This is a genomic window from Salinicola halimionae (assembly GCF_003206065.1).
Taxonomy (GTDB): domain Bacteria; phylum Pseudomonadota; class Gammaproteobacteria; order Pseudomonadales; family Halomonadaceae; genus Salinicola; species Salinicola halimionae.
Genome location: NZ_PZJQ01000004.1, coordinates 285,700 through 304,510 on the forward strand (window position 1 = coordinate 285,700; position 18,811 = coordinate 304,510).

Consider the following 18,811-nt stretch of genomic DNA (forward strand, 5'->3'; position numbering starts at 1 on the left):
ATCTCATGGCGTAGGAATGAGACACCGCTCCAGGATCCTGCGTCGCGGGCTGCGGATCATGACGGAAGGTTCGCGAGTTGCCAACCGCGCCGGCTCATGGGGCATGCCACGCGCTGACGCAGGCCCATCAGCCAGTCGATGATATCGAGTGGCTGCAAGGTCGGATCATCGACCGCCATCGGCGTCTCCGTCAGCCGCCGAGCGCCTTCCACGGGTTCCCGGCCGAGGCGCAGGGCGACGGCGGCTGAGAACGACTCGGGGGCGTAAGCAGCGAAGCGCGGCGGCACGGGTTGATCGCTGAAGATAACCACGAGGCTCGAATGATGGTCGGCAAGATAGCCACGGCTTTCAGCGATAAGCGCCGCCCACTCCCCGCCGCTGGCGGCGATCGCCTGCTGGCTGCGGCGATTGCCGCTGGCAATGGAATAGACGCCCACGGTGGCGTTGTGCACCGACAGACCGAAGCGGGCAGGCGATAGCGGCTCACCTTCATCGAGGCCGTACAGCATCTCCAGCGTGCGTTCGCCGTCTCCGTGACGCGAAGCATGCAGAACGAGGCTGTCGGCATCGGGGTCGATCGCCGCGAGCATGTCGCAAACCGCGCGTCCAACGAGGTTGAGACGCCGTCGCAACATCGACGGCACGGCCGTGCCGGCCGGTTTGTCTCGCGTATCGAGTCGGGGCTCGCCATCGGCTACGCGATGCGGGGTCCAGCCTCGCCAATCGTGTAAGTACAGGTCTGCCATAGCGCCGTTGTAACGATCCGTATTGCCAAAACTTTACGCATCATAACGGAAAAGGAGGCATACGCGGTGCAAGCATTATGCATTCTAGCGGTGAGGTGACTGCGGTGGATCGAGGCGAGACAAAGCGCCGAACCGGAGTCCGACGCGCCCTGGGAGGACGATCCCGTGGGCCGGACAAGCCTACCTTCGGTTCTCTCGATTGCACTTGATGCAAGTTAAGTTCCAGTCGAGCGCAATCGAAAAATCGTCTACAACGATACCAAGTTCGCCGTGGTTGGCTTTCACGATGCGCTGCAAGCCCAGGATATCGCCAGCGCCTCGGTCTACGATTGTGCCAGCCTGGCCAAGCCAATTTTCAGGAACTACTGATGATGCCTACACGCCACGTTTCACTCTGAGCATGGTCTTTTTGTATCAAAGCGCTCGCTTACAGTCATGAATTCACAGGAAAAAGCATGTAGTGAAGCCGGCCTTGGCCGGCTCCATCTTAGGGCTGCGTCTACCTCTACTACCTGTTGTCTGTGGGCTCAAATCAGTTAGCCGGAATAATTTTAATTCACTGATAGCTTTTTATCGTGGTCAAAAGCGCCTCTTTGTGGCTAAAGATGTCCGTGAGTGCCGCAAGATCGTGTTTGACCTGCTTTTCATTTTCCCATAGTTCAAGCCGTTTCAGGGTTTTTGAATTGAAATGCAGGCGGCAGATCGGTTTACGGTTATTGTTGTCCAGTAGGACGGCGCAGTAAGTCTTGGCGTCTCGCATAAAGACGCGCTCTGGAGCGACTTCACTGGAGACAATAGCCCTCACCATGTTGTAGCCGTCGATCTCCTCTTGTGTCGTTACGATGTCGTCTTCTGCTTTTACTGGAGTCTCTGAATCGAGTGTGTTTGGTAACGTATCGGTGCCTGTCGTTGGCTCTTCTCCCGTTGTGCTGGCCAGTGCCGATTTCAGGCGCTGCGAAATCTGCTCCTTGATGTATTGAGACATTGCATCTCGGACGATCGGGGTGAACTCATCCAATACTTGCTGAGTCATTCGACCATCGTAAAAATCTTGGGCAAGAAACTTGATGAAATCCCGCGGCGGCTCTTTCAACAGTTTTCCGAAAGATACTTTGGCGAGATTAGTATATTTCAGACGATTGGCAGTACTGAGAATGGCATCCACATCGAACACAGGTTTTGCGAATTTTTTCAGTTCTTCGATATCACGCTCGTTATAATCGGCCAGACGAAAAGTGAAGAAAGGCCTGGTATCTAAGCGATTGGTATCATCGAGATCAGAGTAAAATCGATACTCGATGCCATTGGTCAGGATGGCGAACTTGGCTTCGGTGCAGTTAAAATATCGATATAGCTGGCTGAACTGGGCGTTGGCCAAGTCTGTAGTGCGCGGTTTGCATTCCACGAGAATGGACAGAACCCCATCGTTTTTGATTGCGTAGTCAACCTTTTCACCCTTCTTCAAACCGACGTCTGCGGTGAACTCCGGCAAAACTTCAGTAGGGTTGAAGACGTCGTACCCGAGGCTTTGAATGAAAGGCATGACCATCGCGTTTTTGGTCGATTCTTCATTTACGATATGGTCCAGTTGTTCTCTTGCACGGCTGGCGAGAGCGGCAATTTTCTGTGGAATGTCCATATGTCCCTGTCCTTTATGATTTTTGGTTTTAGTTATCGCGAACATTGAGAGCTATCGAAGTTGACGCAGATAATAACGATGGCTCTTCGTGTTTTGGTCAAATAAAGCTATTTTGATACATTGTGTTACTTTTTCACGTTTGTTCGTGAGAATCCATACTGCTGTAGTCTGAAGTGGAGAGGGTGAACGCCAGTATCCTCGCCGACGAGGTCCGCATGAGCCGCCCGTCAATGCGCTGCCACGGGTGCCCAAAAATGGCGGCCGGCCAAACGGCAAGGCCAGTTGGCCAGGACCAGACTGCCGGTGGTGCCCATGCCGACCAGATTGTTGGCCTTCTTGAATGCGTGTCGATTGAAACCGTGAGGCCTGCTTCCCGCTAGGAAGCGCTCGTCGCAGCATCCGCAACTTCTGACTTCATCGCGGGTGCCCAATGTTATGAATTGTCCATTAATAATGGACGCCTTTATAAAATGGACAATAGCTTTCGTTGGGCTGACAGAGTGCATGCCTTCACCACCCACAGCATCGACCTTCCGCGCCTTGCGTCAGCAGCGCGCCGTACTTGAGAGGTGCTAACGACTACACGGATCGTCCAGCGGAACCTCGCGGGGGCGGAAACGGCGGGAGATCACATCGATGCCGATGTTGAGCATGGCGGTCACCAGCAGCAGGAAGAAGGCGTGGTCGAACATCAGATACTGGAAGCTGGAATCGATATAGAAGCCGAGTGTGGCGACACCGAGCATGCCGAGCAGGGCGGTCTCGCGCATGATGACTTCCGCGCGATAGCAGATCAGCGCGAGCAGGTTGGGGTAGAGCCTGGGCAGCAGTTCGTAGGCGTAGCGCCCGGAAGCCGGTAGGTCGGTCATTCCGGTTTTCAGGCCGTCGGCATGACGCGCCACCAGAAAGGCGATCACGGCGCCATTGTGCAGGGCGAGCGCCAGCCATGCAGGCAGCATCGAAGGCCCGAGCATCAGCAGGAAGATGAACGCCAGCATCAGTTCCGGCGTCGAGCGCAGCACGACCAGCATCAGCCGCCCGCCAACGCGCTGCCATGGCCGCCCGAAATGGCGGCTGGCCAGCGGCCACAGCAGCAGGGCCAGGACCAGACTGCCGGCGGTGCCCATGAGTGCCAGCAGCAACGTATTGCCGATCGCCGGCAGCAGTTCGGGCAGGCCGGCCAACCAGCTGCCCATGCCGGCCAGATCGCCGTGGAGCAGGGGTGCGGGCCATAGATCCTGACTGACGAAGCGCCACAGCAGGTCGCCATCCACATCCGGCCACGGTCCCAGACAGAACACCGCGCCAATCAGCAGTATCGGCAGCAGGCGGCGGTGCCCCCACCACTGTAGCGTGGCGATCAGCGCGTAGAACACCCATAGCAGGGCGCCGGCTTCACCGAAGCGCCCTTCTCGGAAGGCGCTTTCGAGATAAAAGCCGAGGGTCGGTAACCCCACGAAGCCGAGCAGCACGCTGGCGCGCATGGCACATTCGAAACGGTAACGGGTATAACTGGCGAGACGATCCCAGACCAGCGGTAGCTCGGCATAGAGAAAGCGCGACAGCCGGTCGACCCCGCTGGGCAGTGCGTCGGTCGGCGCTCTGGGCGTGAGCTCCAGGATTTCCGCATAGACCTTGGCGAAGATGCCGGCATAGGGAATCGCCAGCGCGGCGAGGGCAGTGACCGCCGAGAGGCCAAAGACCTGGATGAACAGCAACGCCCAGAACAGTTCATGAATGGCGCGCACGAACGCGCAGAAGCCGCGTATCAATCGCGAATGATGAAACAGCAGTGCCAGTGGGAAACCCAGTAACGCACCGATGAAGGTGCCCCACAGGGCGACACTGACGGTCAGTGCGATCGCATAGAACGGATTTTCCAGGGCGAAAAAGTCGGGCCAGACGAAACCTTGGAGCATGCGCCAAAGCTCTCCCCAAGGGTCGACCGCGATGACCCGGAGATCGGCGAAGGGGAGCAGCAGTAGACAGAGCAGGATCAGTGCCAGCGAACGGCGCGCTAGCGTCAATCCGGGGCTCTTGCCTCGCAGTAAACCGGGTGGGGCATTCATGTCGCCGGGGCTGCCCTGTCCTCGTCCCTCGTCTCGTCCTTTGCTTCAACCTTCGTCTTGGCCGCATCCGGGTAAAGGGCGTCGAGGCCTGCCAGCGTCAGCTCGCGGGCCGGGGCATCGAGCACCACTCGGCCGTCACGCAATCCAATGACTCGATCGAAGTGGCTCAGCGCCAGACGGTGCTGATGCAGGGCGACGATGCTGGTGGCGTGGCGAGCCTGGATACGTTCCAGCAGGCGTAGCGCCTGATGGGGGTCGACGCTGGCCAGCGGTTCGTCACCCAGGAAAATCTCGCGCTGCTGATAGAACGCGCGGGCGATTGCCACGCGTTGGCGCTGTCCGCCGGAAAGCTGTTCCACCGGGCGGCGTAGCAATCCCTCGAGACCCAGTTCCTGCGTCAATGTCTCGATGGCCTGCCAGGCATCGCGTCGGGGTCTAATGAGGTTGAAGAGATTGGCCAGTGCGGCGCGGCGTTCCAGTTGCCCCATATAGACGTTGTGGTAAACCGAAAGCAGCGGCACCAGGCCATGCCCTTGTGGGCACCAGGCGGCGGTATTGCCCAGGCGGCGGCGAATCTCGGCGAGCAGCGTCGATTTGCCGGCGCCACTCTGCCCCAATAGCGCCACGCGTTCGCCGATCTGAAACGATAGCGTCAGCCCCGGCAACACGATGTTCGCGCCGTGCCCCAGGTCAACGTTGTCGAAGTTCAGTAACGGCATGAGATATCAGCGCAACACGCCGATGGATTTCCCCACCGATTCGATCGGACCGTAGTCGTCATTGCTGGCGGGAATGAAGCCCGAACGCGGAAAGCTTTCCAGCAGGGCGGGGTCGGTCATGTCGAGCAGCGCCTTCTGAACCTTGTCGGTAAAGCCGTCGCCGTAACGCTCGTCGGCATCGCCACGCAGCGTCCACTGATAGTCCGGGTAGGTGGGAGACTCCCAGATCACTTCGACCTTGTCGGTATCGACACGTCCGTCCTCGACGGCCGCCTGCCACACGGTGAAGTTAACGGCGCCGACGTCGTAGGTGCCGGATTCCACCAGTGCGATGGTGCGGGTGTGATCACCGGAGAAACCGACGCGCGAGAAGACCTGATCGGGCGCCTTGTCGAAGCGCTGGCGGATGAAGTGCTCGGGCATCAGGCGGCCGGACGTGGAGGTCTTGGCGCCGAACGTGAACGAATGGCCGCTGACCGATTCTGGGAGCTGATCCTGCTCCGGCTCGATGCCCGTCGCGGTGTTGGCGATGAAGTAACTGCTGAATGCGGCGTCTTCCTTGCCCTGGGCGATGGCTTTCGACCCCGGCACCAGCTGCCGCGCCTGAACGCCGGATAGCCCGCCGAACCAGGCCAGTTGCACCTGATCGTTACGAAAGGCCGTGACCGCGGCGCCGTAGGAGGTCACCGGTACATATTCGACATCGACGCCGAGCTGCTCGGAGAGATAGTCGGCGACCTTCGAGAAGCGCTCGACCAGGCGGGACTGATCCTCGTCCGGAATCGCCGTGAAGCGGAAGGTGTCGGCGGCGTTGGCGGCCGAACAACCGAGCAACAGAACCAGAGCAAGCATCCAGCGCATGAGAAAACGACCTCGTTGGTGTCAGAAGGTGCTCATGATAACCGGATTCGGGTGTTGGTATTAAGCCGCGAGTGGCCGCCGAAAATCGTGAATCTCTCCACGGCATTGGGGTATTTGCGGAATACGCTCATGGCTCCTTCGGCGCGAACTTGGTCGACCGCAAGCTTTCCTTGATCTTCTTGAGGTGGGGCAGGAACGATTCGCCCCGGCGCAGCGTCACTCCTGTCGCGAGGACGTCGATCAGCGCCATGTGAAGCATGCGCGAGCTCATCGGCATGTAGACTTCGGTATCTTCCGGCAGATCGACGGGGAGTATATCGGTACACACCTCGGCCAGTGGCGAGCCGTCGCGGGTGATGCCGATGACGAGTGCACCGCTGTCACGAGCGATCTGGGCGGTTTCGACCAGATCACGAGTTCGGCCGGTGTAGGAAATGACCACGATGACATCGCCGGTATGAGAGGCCGCCGCGATCATGCGCTGCATCAGAACGTCGTTGTAGGCGGCAACCGGCAGGTTGAAACGGAAGAACTTGTTCTGCGCATCGAACGCCGCCGGGGCCGAAGCACCGAGGGCGAAGAAGCTGATTTGACGCGCCTGGGAAAGGTGATCGACGATTCGTTCGATCCGCTTGGGGTCGATCTCGCGGCGGGCCTCGTCCAGCGCGGCAATGGTCGCACCGATGATCTTGTCGGTATAAGCCGTCGCGTTGTCGTTGCTTTCGACACTTCGGCTGACATAAGGGGTGCCGCCCGCCAGACTCTGAGCCAGCTGAATCTTGAAATCCGGGTAACCCTTGGTCTCGAAATTACGACAGAAACGGTTGACCGTGGGTTCGCTCACTGAGGCAGCCTGTGCCAGAGTGGCTATGCTCATGCCAATCGCCGCATCGGGATCCTGAAGGATGACGTCGGCGACCTTGCGCTCCGAACGATTCAGTTCGTCGACCCGCGAACGAATGCGGGCAATGAGATCGTGGACTGCCATGGCTACGCGCGTCTCCTTGCAGCGGAATGACTAGGGTTTTCATCAAGCAGGCCCTGCATCCTAGCCTTTGCCGACAGGTGCGCCAAGCATCGATACTTAGGAGAACGTCAGCCTGGGACGCTGCAGCACGGTATACTGAGGTGAAATCGGTAATTTAGTTACGAAGTAGAATGTCAAATGTCACATGAGTGGCGTATTTTATTCGTAAATTAACGACTTTTGACTTTAGCGGAGGGAGGCAATGACTCGAGATGCAACGCCCAACGTGGATCTGGCACTGTTCGGTGCGCTGGGTGATCTGGCAATGCGCAAGCTCTATCCCGCGCTCTATCATCTGGACCGCGACGGTCTACTAGGCCCCGACACTCGAATCCTGGGGCTGGCACGTCATGAACATGACCTCGACAGCTTTCGCGGCTTGGTGCTGGACATGCTCAAGAAACGCGTCAAGACCAAGGAGCTCGAGCAGGGATGTCTCGATCGCTTTCTGGCGCGGCTCGAGTATTCCCGACTCGATTTCGACACCGTCGACGGCTACGAACAGATTCGTGACTGGCATGCCCTGAGCCCGGACGATCAGTGCCCGCTGACAATCTATCTGGCGGTGCCGGCGAGTATCTACGGGGCGATCTGCGCCAATCTCGAGCAGAGTGGCAGCCTGGATGATGACTCCCGTGTCGTGGTCGAGAAACCCATCGGCTACGATCTCGAATCCTCCCACGAGATCAACGATGCAATCGGCGCCGTGTTCCCCGAGTCGCGCATCTATCGGATGGATCACTATCTGGGCAAGGAAACCGTCCAGAACCTGATTGCACTGCGTTTCGCCAACCCGATGTTTGGCAACCAGTGGAACCAGAGCCAGATCTCGCACGTCGAGATCACCGTGGCCGAGCAGGTCGGCATCGAAGGGCGTTGGGGCTATTTTGACAAGGCCGGTCAGCTTCGCGATATGGTCCAGAACCATTTGCTGCAACTGCTGACCATGCTCGCGATGGATCCGCCGGCCAATCTCGATGCGGATGCCATTCGCGACGAGAAGGTCAAGGTACTCAAGGCGCTCAAGCCGCTGGAAGGTGAAGATCTCAACCGCCACGTGGTGCGCGGGCAGTACGTGGCCGGCACCATGGAAGGCGAGAGCGTGCCGGGCTATCTCGACGAAGAGGGCGCCAACACCTCCAGTACCACCGAGACCTTCGTCGCCATGCGCCTCGAAGTGGCCAACTGGCGTTGGGCCGGCGTGCCGTTCTATCTGCGTACCGGCAAGCGCCTGCCGGAAAAGCTCTCCCAGATCGTGATTCATTTCCGCCAGCAGCCGCACTACATCTTCGATCCCGATCAGCGCAATCTGGCCGCCAACAAGCTGGTGATCCGGCTGCAGCCGGAAGAGGGCATCGCGCTGCAGGTGTTGACCAAGGATGGCGGTCTCGACAAGGGCATGCGATTGCGCCCCGGCCCGCTGCACCTGGATTTCAACCACGCCTTCCCCAAGGAGCGTATTCCGGATGCCTACGAGCGCCTGCTGCTGGAAGTGATGAAAGGCCAGCAGTATCTGTTCGTACGTCGCGATGAAGTCGAATACGCCTGGAAATGGGTCGATCAGTTGATCGACGGCTGGGAAAAGCGCGACATCCCGCCGCGTCGCTATCCGGCTGGCTCCTGGGGGCCGGTCGCTTCCATTGCGATGATCACTCAGGACGGACGTTCCTGGTATGAAGACTACTGATATCAAGTCTACGGATATCAAGAAGCCCGAGCGTCCGCGCGAGCAGATCGCCACCCAGCTGGCGGAGGCCGCCGCTCGGGCATTGGCGGCGGATCTCGTCGACCAGCCGCGCGCGCTGCTGGTCGTTTCGGGCGGGTCGACACCGCTGCCGTTCTTCCAGCGTCTCGCCGAGCAGGCGCTGGATTGGTCACGCGTCGACATCACGCTGGCCGACGAACGCTGGGTGGCTGCGGATCATCCCGACAGCAACGCCCGTCTGGTCCGGGAAACGCTACTCGTCGGCCTGGCGTCGGCAGCGACGTTTCATTCGCTGACGACGGGCGATCCTACTCCGGAACAAGGTGTGGCGGCCGTTGCCGAGCGTCTGGCGGCGCTACCCTGGCCAGCCAGTCTGGTCGTCCTCGGCATGGGCAATGACGGGCACACTGCTTCGCTGTTCCCGGATAGCGGCGAGCTATCCCTGGCGTTGAGTACCGATGACAGCGTCGTGGCTGTGCGAGCACCCAGCGTGTCGCAACCTCGGATTACCTTGAGCGCAGCGCGCCTGCACGATGCGCGTCGCCATGCCCTTCATCTCGTCGGTGATGCCAAGAAGGCAGTGCTGGCCCAGGCGTTCAGCGGAGACGACGTCCGCGAACTGCCGATCCGGGCGTTCCTGACCTGCCCACTGACCCTATATTGGGCGCCTTAGCGCGCCATCCGGTGCCTGCCGTCAGGTGATGAGGCGCCGGATCTCTTTCAAAGGAGTTATTCTCGTATGTCATCCGAACAACGCTTGCCCACGTCCCAAACCGAGCGTCTGGATGCGATCTGTCGCTCTGGCGCGATCATTCCGGTGCTGGTCATCGAGCATCTCGAGCACGCCGTGCCGCTAGCCAAGGCGCTGGTCGACGGCGGTCTCGACGTGCTCGAGATCACGCTACGTACCGACTGTGCGGTCGAGGCTATCAAGCAGATCAAGCAAGCGCTGCCGGATGCGATCGTTGGCGCCGGGACGGTGCTCAGCCTCGATCAGTATCGACTCTCCGAGGAGATTGGTGTCGACTTCGTGGTGACGCCGGGAACCACGCCGGCTCTGTTCGAGTACGGCGTCAGCAGCAGCGTACCGCTGTTGCCGGGTGTGGCCACCGTTACCGAAGTCGTTACCGGGTGGGAGTACGGCTACCGTCGCTTCAAGTTCTTCCCCGCGGAATCGAACGGCGGTGCCAAGGCGCTGAAGTCGTTCGGCGGCCCGCTGCCGGAGGCGCAGTTCTGCCCGACCGGAGGGGTTACCGTGGACAACGCCGCGGATTATCTGGCGCTGCCCAACGTGATGTGCGTGGGCGGTTCCTGGATGGCACCGAAATCGCTGATCGACAGCGAAGACTGGGCAGGTATTACCGAACTGACGCGGGCCGCGACGCAGCGCTATCCGCGTTGATGATTCGCTGACCAGCAATGACGGCACCATAAAGAAGGCCCGATCCATGGATCTGGCCTTCGCTTTTCCGGCTTGAGTCTCGATGAGCGGGAGCCTGGCGGTCAGGCTCGCTCGATCGCCGTTGCCACGCCCTGGCCGCCACCGATACACAGTGTCGCCAGCCCTTTGTGGGCGTCGCGGCGCTGCATTTCATGCAACAGCGTTACCAGGATGCGCGCGCCTGAGGCACCGATGGGGTGGCCCAACGCGATGGCGCCGCCGTTGACGTTGACCTTGTCATCGCGCCATCCCAGATCCTTGGCCACGGCCAGCGTCTGGGCGGCGAAGGCTTCGTTGGCTTCGATCAGGTCCAGCTCGTCGAGGGTCCAGCCGGCCCGCTCCAGGCAGCGGCGAGTCGCTGGCACCGGGCCGATGCCCATGGTGGCCGGGTCGACGGCGGCATTGGCATAAGCACGAATGGTCGCCAGAACCGGTAGCCCAAGTGTCTCGGCACGCTCGGCGCTCATGATCAACAGCGCGGCTGCACCGTCGTTGAGCGAAGAGGCGTTGCCGGCGGTGACGCTGCCGGTCTTGGAAAACGCAGGCTTGAGTTTGCCGAGCGACTCCGCCGTGACGCCGTCACGGGGTTGCTCGTCACGTGCGATCACGAGAGGATCGCCGCGTCGCTGCGGCACGCTCACCGGCGTGATCTCGGCGTCGAAGCGTCCGCCGTCGCGAGCTTGCGAGGCACGCCGCTGGGACTCGGCGGCATAGGCATCCTGCGCCTCGCGGGAGATATCCCACTGTTCCGCGACGTTCTCGGCGGTGATCCCCATGTGATAGTCATTGAAGGCGTCCCACAGGCCGTCGCTGATCATGCTGTCGAGCAGCTCGGCGTGACCCATGCGCAGCCCGGTACGGGCCTTGGGCAGCACGTAGGGCGCCAGACTCATGCTCTCCATGCCGCCGGCGACGATCGCTTCGGCGTCTCCGCAGCGGATCGCCTGGACGGCCAGATGCACGGCCTTGAGTCCCGAGCCGCAGACCTTATCGACGGTCATTGCCGGCACGCTGTCGGGCAGGCCGGCCTCGATCGCGGCCTGGCGCGCGGTATTCTGGCCCAGACCGGCGCGCAGCACGTGGCCCATGATCACTTCGTCGATACCGGCCGGGTCGATGCCTTCGAGCACGCGGCGGATGACGGTCGCTCCCAGGGTCACGGCGGGAACGCTCGACAGGCCTCCCTGGAAGGCGCCGATCGGGGTGCGCGTGGCGGCGACGATGACCACATCGCGCATGGCGGCTGCCGTTTCTTCAGACATGGGTCGTCTCCCGTTGGTCGATCAGTTCGCAGCCGGTGGCTTCACGAATTTCCTCGAGGGTGACGTCTGGCGCGAGTTCGGCCAATGCGAGGCCTTGGTCGGTGATGTCCATCACGCCCAGATCGGTGATGATCCGATCGACGACACCCACGCCGGTCAACGGCAGACTGCAGTCTTTTAGAATCTTGTGTTCACCTTTGGCGGTGTGGCTCATCAGCACGACGACACGCTGCACGCCGGCGACCAGATCCATGGCCCCGCCCATGCCCTTGACCATCTTGCCGGGAATCATCCAGTTGGCGAGATCGCCGTGCTCGGAAACCTGCATGGCGCCGAGTATCGCCAGATTGACATGGCCGCCACGAATCATGGCGAAAGAATCGGCGTTGTCGAAATAACTCGAGCCGGGCAGGGCGGTGACGGTCTGCTTGCCGGCGTTGATCAGGTCGGGGTCGACGGTCTCTTCGGTCGGAAACGGACCGATCCCGAGCAGGCCGTTTTCGGACTGCAGCCAGACGTCCATGCCGTCGGGGATATAGTTTGCCACCAGCGTCGGCTGGCCGATGCCGAGATTGACGTAAAAGCCGTCACGCAGCTCGCCTGCAGCGCGTTCGGCCATCTGTTCCTTGGTCCAGGCCATCTCAGTTCACCTCCCTGAGCGTGCGTTTCTCGATGCGCTTTTCCGGCGTCGGGTTGTGCACGATACGGTGCACGAAGATTCCCGGCAGATGAACGTCATCGGGATCGATGGCGCCGGTTTCGACGATCTCTTCGACCTCGACCACGCAGATCTTGCCGGCCATGGCGGCCAACGGATTGAAGTTGCGGGCGGTCTTGTTGAAGCGCAGATTGCCGGCCTTGTCGGCGACCTGGGCCTTGATCAGGGCGACATCGACCGGGAGGCCACGCTCCATCACGTAGTGCTCGCCGTCGAACTCTCGTACTTCCTTGCCTTCGGCGATCTTGGTGCCGTAGCCGGTCTTGGTGAAGAAGGCGGCGACACCGGCGCCGCCGGCGCGCAAGCGTTCGGCCAGCGTGCCCTGCGGGCAGAATTCGAGCTCTAGTTCGCCGGAAAGATACTGGCGCTCGAACTCCTTGTTCTCGCCGACGTAGGACGAAAGCATTTTCTTGATCTGACGCGATTCGAGCAGCAACCCGAGGCCGAATCCGTCGACGCCGGCGTTGTTGCTGGCAACCGTCAGTTCCTTCTTGCCCGTGTTGCGCAGGGCGACGATCAAAGATTCGGGGATGCCGCACAGGCCGAAGCCGCCGACGGCCAGGGTCATGCCGTCTTCTATCAGATCTTCCAGCGCGTCATCGGCGCTGCCAAACAGTTTGTTCATGTGTCCTTGTCCTGAAACGGATGTCGCGCAGGAATCGCCTGGAAAACGGTCGCGTCGATGTTCGGGTCAATGCTCGAGCCAACTTTCGAGTCATTCATGCTGACCATGAAGGTCCGAACATATCGCTCTCGCAGGCGATCGGTTGGTGAGACATTACCATTCGAGGCGAGGCGCCGAAGGTCGATTAGACGATAGGAGTAGACGCCGTCGCGACAGGACGGCGTCAGCTGGGTAACAGCGCGTTAGCACGACAAGTACGTTAGCGGGGCAGGTCGTCGAGATCGCCGGCGCCGGGCAGAGAAACGAAGGCCCCGGCACGAGTGGCCGCAAAGGCGCCGCAGCGGCAGGCAAACGTCAGCGCTTCGGTCAGCCTGGCTTCGTCGGCCAGCCAATCGGAGAATGTCTCGCAGGTCACGTCATCTCGTGACAGGAAGGCCAGCAGACCGCCGATGAAGGCATCGCCGGCGGCAGTGGTATCGACTGCTTGCACGCTTGGCGGTATGGCCTGCCGCTGACGGTCGGCCTGATAGGCGATCACCGGCCCCGGGCCATCGGTGATCACGATCAATCGGGCGCCCTTGGCCAGTCGGGCACTGGTCCACTCATCGACGCTGCGATCACCGCGCAGGGTATCCAGCTCTTCGGTGGAAAGCTTGATGACATGAGCGCGTTCGAGCAATTGCTCGACCAGCCCGATATCGACAATGCCTTGTGGCCACAGCATCGGGCGCAGATTGACGTCGACGCTGATCAGGCAGCCGCCGCGGCGAGCGATGCTGGCGAGATCCAGCGTGGTGCGGGCAATGGCGTTATCGGTCAGACTGTTGCTGCACAGATGAACCAGCGCCGGCTCAGTAAATATCCCGGAAGGCAGATGCTCGCGGCGATAGAGCAGATCGGCGGCGGGCGGCCGGTAGAAGTCGAACTGACGCTCGCCCTGGGCGTCGCGGGAGACGAAAGCCAGCGCCGTGCGAGCCTCGCGGGTCCGAACGACGTGCTGGGTGTCGACGCCGTAGCGGTTCAGCTCGTCGACCAGAAAGTCGCCGAAGCGATCATCACCGATCATGCCGAGAAAGCGGCTAGGGATTCCCTGTCGGGCACACGCTACCGCGGCATTGGCCGGCGCGCCGCCCGCATAGGGAGTGAAAGTCTCGGGGCCGCTATCGGTGCCGAGGCGGCTGGACAGCATATCGACGAGGGCTTCGCCGAAGGCGATGATGGGGGTCATGGGTTACCGACTCTCTTCTCTAGCGGGAATCCTGATGCGGCGTTCCTGATCTTGTTGAATCCGGTTTCGTCGAATCGGATTCCATCGAACCTGATTCATCGACCGGTCTTATCGGCCAGGTCCTGTCGAGCAAGGTGCCGCACCAAACGTCATCACGGTACGCGGTGACTGCGAGCTTCTTCCAGCAACGCAAACCACGTCGGGCGATCGAGTTCGAGATTACTGCTCAGCAGCAAATTGTCGATACGTCGTTCATTCAACGTTCCAATCACCGGTACCGGCTTGCCGGGCAAACGTCGCAGCCATGCCAACGCCAGCCCGGCGGTAGTCGAGTTGAGCTGTTCGGCCAGCCGCGACAGCGCACTGCCCAGCACGTCCTCGAACACCGAGCCACCGCCCAGCGGAGACCAGGCCATCGGCGCCAGCCCGTCGGCGAGAATGGCGTCGTAGAAGCCGTCGAACAACGCATTCGGATGCGCCAGCGAGAGCTCGAGCTGGTGCACGCCAAGCCGATTTTGCATCGAGGCCTGCAGGCGCCGCCACTGTTCGGGGAGAAAGTTGGAGACGCCCACGGCACCGACCTTGCCGGCGGCGATGGCGTCATCCAACGCCCGTGCGGTGGCTTCGGCATCCATCAGCGGGTCGGGGCGATGCAGCAGGAAGTGATCCAGACGGTCGACGCCGAGACGCGATAGCGAGCCGTCGATGACCTGGGTCAGGTAACGCTCGGAGGTGTCGTAATGCTTGATTCCAAACGGTGATGTGTCGCGATGCGGGAGTACGATGTCACCCTTGGTGACGACCCGAACCCGGGACTTTAGCGATGGCCGGCGGGCCAGCGCTTCACCGAAACGCTGCTCGCCCTGATGGTTGCCGTAGCTGTCGGCGTGATCGAACCAGTGCAGTCCTTGATCGACCCGAGCCTCCAGCCAATCGGCGAACTTTTCGACATCGTCGAATTCGGGGCGCTCGTACTGGCGCATCATGCCCAGGATGAAGGGCGAATCGAAAATCAGATCGTCGCTCACGCCGCGCTTGCCTCCCGCACGATCGTGGTGGACAGCAGGTGCTGGCCGTCGGGCACCAGCCATACCGGATCGACCCGCGTACAGGCGGCCTCGACGCATACGAAGCGCAGGCCGGCCAATGCCGGAGTGTCATCCGGCAGACCGTCGCCGGGATGCCAGACGACCGTCGAGTCGCTGCCTTGCTTGCTGATCAGCAGCCGACGCTGGCCATCGTCGAGCACGACGAGGCGGTTGGACTGGTAGATGCGGTCGAGGGCGCCGCGGATGCCCAGTTCGCCCTGCTGATGGTGTTCGGCAAAGTGTTCGAGTTTGTCCAGGTAACGGGCGCCCGCCAGCCCCTCGACGCGACACCGGTGGGTGTCGGCAACGGCAAAATAGCTGTGCAAGGCCCCGGTCAGCTTGACCGGTGTGGTGCCGGTGTGACGGGTCATCAACTCGACCGTCAGACGCTTGTCGTTGGCATGAACGACAACGTTGGGAACGAGCTGGTCATGCAGGCGCTCTTCGGGGGAGAGGTGAATCTCGACCCCGCTGCCGGAGATGCTTTCGTCGACGGCATCGACACGCCACGGCGCCGTGCGCGCGGGGCCATGCATGGGCCCCTTGCCGTCCGGTGATTCGTCGGCGAACCACGGCCAGCAAACGGGAATGCCACCGCGGATGGCGCCCGGCATCGGTTGCGGGGTCGGCGTCACCCACAGCCAGCCATCCTCCGTGCTGGAAGCTGGTCGAGCGCCTGTGGTTCGCCCGGCTTCGGGGGAGAAAGGTAAAAAATGCAGAACCTGCGCGCCCTGAAGCGAAATCGCCAGCTCGCCCCAATCGGCATTGAGCAGCAGAAGACGCCGGCCTTCCCAGTCTGCCTCTCGTTGGCCGTCGGTCGCGTCGATCAACTGCCGCAGCGTATCCGGGATCATGTCACCTCCTCGTTGTGCAGAGCTTCCGCCGCGCCCAGCAATCCTGTCCACGGCGCCGTCACCACCCAAGTGGGGATGCCAGCATTGTAAGCGCTCAGACGGCCCTTGTCGGCAAAGGCGCGGCGGAAGTCGCTGCGTGGCAGCCAGTCGACAAGACGCGGAATGATGCCACCGCACAGGTAGACGCCGCCCAGCGAGCCGAGTGTCAGTGCAGCATCGCCAGCCGAGCCGCCGAGGATCTTGAGAAATCGCATCAGCGTCTCGCGGGCGACGCGATCGCCTGCGCGGGCGGCGCCGGTGATCTCGGCCGGCGTGTTGTATTGTGCGGTAACCTTGAGCAGCGCCGCGTGAGCCAGATACAGATCGAGCAGGCCCTGACCGCATAGCAGGCGTTCGATGGAGACGCGGCCGTAACGCGCGCGGAAGTAGTCGAGCAGCTGACGTTCGCGTTTATCGGTGGGGGCAAAAGTGGCATGGCCGCCTTCCGTGGTCAACGGGATCCAGTGGCGCCGGCTGGGAACCAGGCCGGCCAGACCCAGCCCCGTGCCGGGCCCGATGACCAGACGAGGGCGATGAGCCTCGGCTTCGCCCTCACCGATTTTGACGAGATCTTTTTGGTCGATATGCGGGATGCCGAGCGCCTGGGCGGTGAAATCATTGATGACCTTGAAATTCGACAGGCCCAGCTGTTCCGCAACGGCTTTCTTGGAGAACGCCCAATCGTTGTTGGTCATCTTGACCCAGTCATCATGCACTGGGCAGGCGAAAGCCAGACAGGCCTCCTCGAGTGACTCCGCGCCGACCTTCTTCAGGTAGGCCTGAATGGCCTCGACCAACCCTGCGTAATGCGCACAGGGCAGTGTTTCGATCGACTGCAGTTCGACGCTGCCGGGCATGACCAGGGCAAAGCGCGCGTTGGTTCCACCAATGTCGCCGATCAGGGCGGGAGTGGTCATTTGTGCCCTCCGGGCAAGTCGGCGGCCTCGAAGCCGCCAAAGGTAGCCGCGCCTTCCTCGGCACCACCGACCAGCTGGCGGAAACCGGCGAACAGTTCGCGACCCATTCCATGATGATAGTGATCCAGATCGCAGGCTGCCGGTTCGCGTTGCGCCCAGGTGTCGGCATCGACCAGGGCTTCGAGAACGCCATTGTCGGGGTCGAGCAGTACCGTGTCGCCATCGCGCAGATAGGCGATAGGGCCTGAGTCGACCGCTTCCGGCGTGATGTGGATCGCCGCGGGTACCTTACCAGAGGCACCGGACATGCGCCCATCGGTGACCAGCGCGACCTTGTGGCCGCGATCCTGCAATACGCCCAGAAACGGTGTCAATTGGTGAAGTTCCGGCATGCCGTTGGCGCGCGGCCCCTGAAAGCGCACGACGACGATGATGTCCCGGTTCAGTTCGCCGCTCTCGAACGCGGCCTTGACCTGGCTCTGGTCGTCGAAGATACGCACCGGTGCCTCGACCTTGCGAAACTCCGGCTTGACCGCGGAAACCTTGATCACGCCGCGGCCCAGGTTGCCGTCGAGCACTGCCAGGCCGCCGGTGGCAGAAAAGGGCCTGTCCGCCGGCCTTAGCACGTCTTCATCGAGACTGTGCTGTGTGCCCTCACGCCATATCAGACGATCGCCGTCGAGGAACGGCTCCTGTGTGTAAGCTTGCATGTCGGTGCCGAAAGCGGTGTGGACGTCAGCGTGCATCAGGCCCGCCGATAACAGCTCTCGGACCAGGAAACTGACACCACCGGCAGCGTGAAAATGGTTCACATCGGCCTGGCCGTTGGGGTAGATCCGGGTCAAGCCGGGAATCACCGTCGACAGCTCGGCGAAGTCGTCCCAGGTAATGGTAACGCCGACGGCGGCCGCCATCGCGACCAGATGGAGGGTGTGATTGGTCGAACCGCCGGAGGTCAGTAGCCCGATCATGGCGTTGACGATCGCATGAGCGTTGATCTGCTTGTAGAACGGGTGATAGTCGCCGCCCTGATCGCTATTGCGGATGACCTGCTCGGTGCTGAAGCGTGTGATGGCATCTCGCAGCGGTGTGCCGGGATTCACGAACGAGGTGCCCGGCAAGTGCAGGCCCATCATCTCGAGCATCAGCTGGTTGGAGTTGGCGGTGCCGTAGAACGTGCAAGTTCCCGCGCTGTGGTAGGAGTCGGACTCCGCTTCGAGCAGCGCATCCCGGCCAACCTTGCCTTCAGCATAGAGCTGACGGATGCGGGATTTCTCGGCATTGGGCAGCCCGCTTGGCATCGGGCCGGCGGGCACGAACACGGCCGGCAGATGGCCGAAACGCGCAGCGCCGATGAACAGTCCTGGCACGATCTTGTCACATACACCGAGATAGAGTGCGCCATCGAACATGTTGTGCGACATCGCCACCGCCGTCGACATGGCAATCACATCGCGGGAGAAGAGCGACAGCTCCATGCCCGGCTGACCTTGAGTAACGCCGTCACACATGGCGGGCACGCCGCCGGCAAACTGGGCGGTACTGCCCATGCCGCGGGCGGCTTGCTTGATCAGCTCGGGGAAATGCTCGAGAGGCTGGTGGGCCGACAACATGTCGTTATAGGAAGAGACGATGCCGATGTTGGTGCTGTTCATCAGCTTCAGGCTGTTCTTGTCGCCAGCATTGCAGGCGGCGAAGCCGTGCGCCAGGTTGCCGCAGGAGAGTTCTGCACGATGAACGCCGCGACGATGCTGCTGCTGCATGCGTTCTTCGTAGAGACGGCGGCGATCGGCTGAGCGCTCCTCGATGCGCCGTGTCACACGGTCGACTGTGGGATTGAGCTTCATGGTCTGCCTCATCGAGCTGTCAGGGT

Annotated in this window: 17 protein-coding genes; 3 read left to right on the top strand and 14 right to left on the bottom strand. The window is 61.5% G+C overall.

Features of this window, described 5'->3' with window-relative positions; translation table 11 throughout:
* Positions 1 to 56: 56 nt before the first annotated feature.
* The 6 genes from DOM27_RS07280 to hexR all read right to left on the bottom strand — a co-directional run bounded on the left by DOM27_RS07280 (position 57) and on the right by hexR (position 7,022).
* Complete coding sequence (locus DOM27_RS07280) at positions 57 to 746, bottom strand: beta-ketoacyl synthase chain length factor (protein WP_110655386.1); 690 nt, start codon at positions 744 to 746, stop codon at positions 57 to 59.
* A gap of 556 nt (positions 747 to 1,302) precedes the next feature.
* Complete coding sequence (locus DOM27_RS07285) at positions 1,303 to 2,385, bottom strand: type I restriction endonuclease (protein ID WP_110655387.1); 1,083 nt, start codon at positions 2,383 to 2,385, stop codon at positions 1,303 to 1,305.
* Between the two features lie 572 nt (positions 2,386 to 2,957).
* Positions 2,958 to 4,454, bottom strand: a complete 1,497-nt coding sequence (locus tag DOM27_RS07290) for a PhnE/PtxC family ABC transporter permease (RefSeq protein WP_110655388.1) — start codon at positions 4,452 to 4,454, stop codon at positions 2,958 to 2,960.
* Positions 4,451 to 5,173, bottom strand: a complete 723-nt coding sequence (locus tag DOM27_RS07295; RefSeq protein WP_110655389.1) for an ATP-binding cassette domain-containing protein — start codon at positions 5,171 to 5,173, stop codon at positions 4,451 to 4,453. Before DOM27_RS07295 ends, DOM27_RS07290 begins: the two co-directional genes overlap by 4 nt.
* Before the next feature lie 6 nt (positions 5,174 to 5,179).
* The gene (locus DOM27_RS07300) at positions 5,180 to 6,034 is read right to left on the bottom strand and encodes a putative selenate ABC transporter substrate-binding protein (protein WP_110655390.1); all 855 of its coding nucleotides are present in this window, start codon (positions 6,032 to 6,034) and stop codon (positions 5,180 to 5,182) included.
* Positions 6,035 to 6,161: 127 nt separating this feature from the next.
* A complete protein-coding gene (hexR, locus tag DOM27_RS07305) occupies positions 6,162 to 7,022 on the bottom strand; it encodes a transcriptional regulator HexR (protein ID WP_110655391.1) in 861 nt (286 codons plus the stop codon).
* Between the two features lie 241 nt (positions 7,023 to 7,263).
* Between hexR and zwf the strand changes: the two genes are divergently transcribed.
* From zwf to DOM27_RS07320, 3 genes are all read left to right on the top strand, one after another.
* The gene (zwf, locus tag DOM27_RS07310; protein ID WP_110655392.1) at positions 7,264 to 8,748 is read left to right on the top strand and encodes a glucose-6-phosphate dehydrogenase; all 1,485 of its coding nucleotides are present in this window, start codon (positions 7,264 to 7,266) and stop codon (positions 8,746 to 8,748) included.
* Complete coding sequence (pgl, locus tag DOM27_RS07315) at positions 8,735 to 9,439, top strand: 6-phosphogluconolactonase (protein ID WP_110655393.1); 705 nt, start codon at positions 8,735 to 8,737, stop codon at positions 9,437 to 9,439. The genes zwf and pgl overlap by 14 nt, the downstream gene beginning before the upstream one ends.
* Positions 9,440 to 9,505: 66 nt before the next feature.
* On the top strand, positions 9,506 to 10,168 hold the full coding sequence (locus DOM27_RS07320) for a bifunctional 4-hydroxy-2-oxoglutarate aldolase/2-dehydro-3-deoxy-phosphogluconate aldolase (protein ID WP_110655394.1): 663 nt from the start codon (positions 9,506 to 9,508) through the stop codon (positions 10,166 to 10,168).
* A 101-nt stretch (positions 10,169 to 10,269) separates the two neighbouring features.
* On the opposite strand, the gene DOM27_RS07325 is transcribed toward DOM27_RS07320, so the two are convergent.
* From DOM27_RS07325 to edd, 8 genes are all read right to left on the bottom strand, one after another.
* The gene (locus tag DOM27_RS07325; protein WP_110656378.1) at positions 10,270 to 11,445 is read right to left on the bottom strand and encodes an acetyl-CoA C-acetyltransferase; all 1,176 of its coding nucleotides are present in this window, start codon (positions 11,443 to 11,445) and stop codon (positions 10,270 to 10,272) included.
* 16 nt (positions 11,446 to 11,461) lie between these two features.
* A complete protein-coding gene (locus DOM27_RS07330) occupies positions 11,462 to 12,109 on the bottom strand; it encodes a CoA transferase subunit B (protein WP_110655395.1) in 648 nt (215 codons plus the stop codon).
* A 1-nt stretch (position 12,110) separates the two neighbouring features.
* Positions 12,111 to 12,812: a CoA transferase subunit A gene (locus DOM27_RS07335; RefSeq protein WP_110655396.1), complete on the bottom strand. Its 702-nt coding sequence runs from the start codon at positions 12,810 to 12,812 to the stop codon at positions 12,111 to 12,113.
* A gap of 259 nt (positions 12,813 to 13,071) precedes the next feature.
* A complete protein-coding gene (locus DOM27_RS07340) occupies positions 13,072 to 14,040 on the bottom strand; it encodes a carbohydrate kinase family protein (RefSeq protein WP_110655397.1) in 969 nt (322 codons plus the stop codon).
* Between the two features lie 152 nt (positions 14,041 to 14,192).
* A complete protein-coding gene (locus tag DOM27_RS07345) occupies positions 14,193 to 15,068 on the bottom strand; it encodes an aldo/keto reductase (RefSeq protein WP_110655398.1) in 876 nt (291 codons plus the stop codon).
* Positions 15,065 to 15,982 carry a D-hexose-6-phosphate mutarotase gene (locus DOM27_RS07350; RefSeq protein WP_110655399.1) on the bottom strand — a complete coding sequence of 306 codons (918 nt, stop codon included), beginning with the start codon at positions 15,980 to 15,982 and terminating at the stop codon, positions 15,065 to 15,067. The genes DOM27_RS07345 and DOM27_RS07350 overlap by 4 nt, the downstream gene beginning before the upstream one ends.
* Complete coding sequence (gene glk, locus DOM27_RS07355) at positions 15,979 to 16,938, bottom strand: glucokinase (protein WP_110655400.1); 960 nt, start codon at positions 16,936 to 16,938, stop codon at positions 15,979 to 15,981. Before glk ends, DOM27_RS07350 begins: the two co-directional genes overlap by 4 nt.
* On the bottom strand, positions 16,935 to 18,785 hold the full coding sequence (gene edd / locus DOM27_RS07360; RefSeq protein WP_110655401.1) for a phosphogluconate dehydratase: 1,851 nt from the start codon (positions 18,783 to 18,785) through the stop codon (positions 16,935 to 16,937). Before edd ends, glk begins: the two co-directional genes overlap by 4 nt.
* Positions 18,786 to 18,811 lie beyond the last annotated feature (26 nt).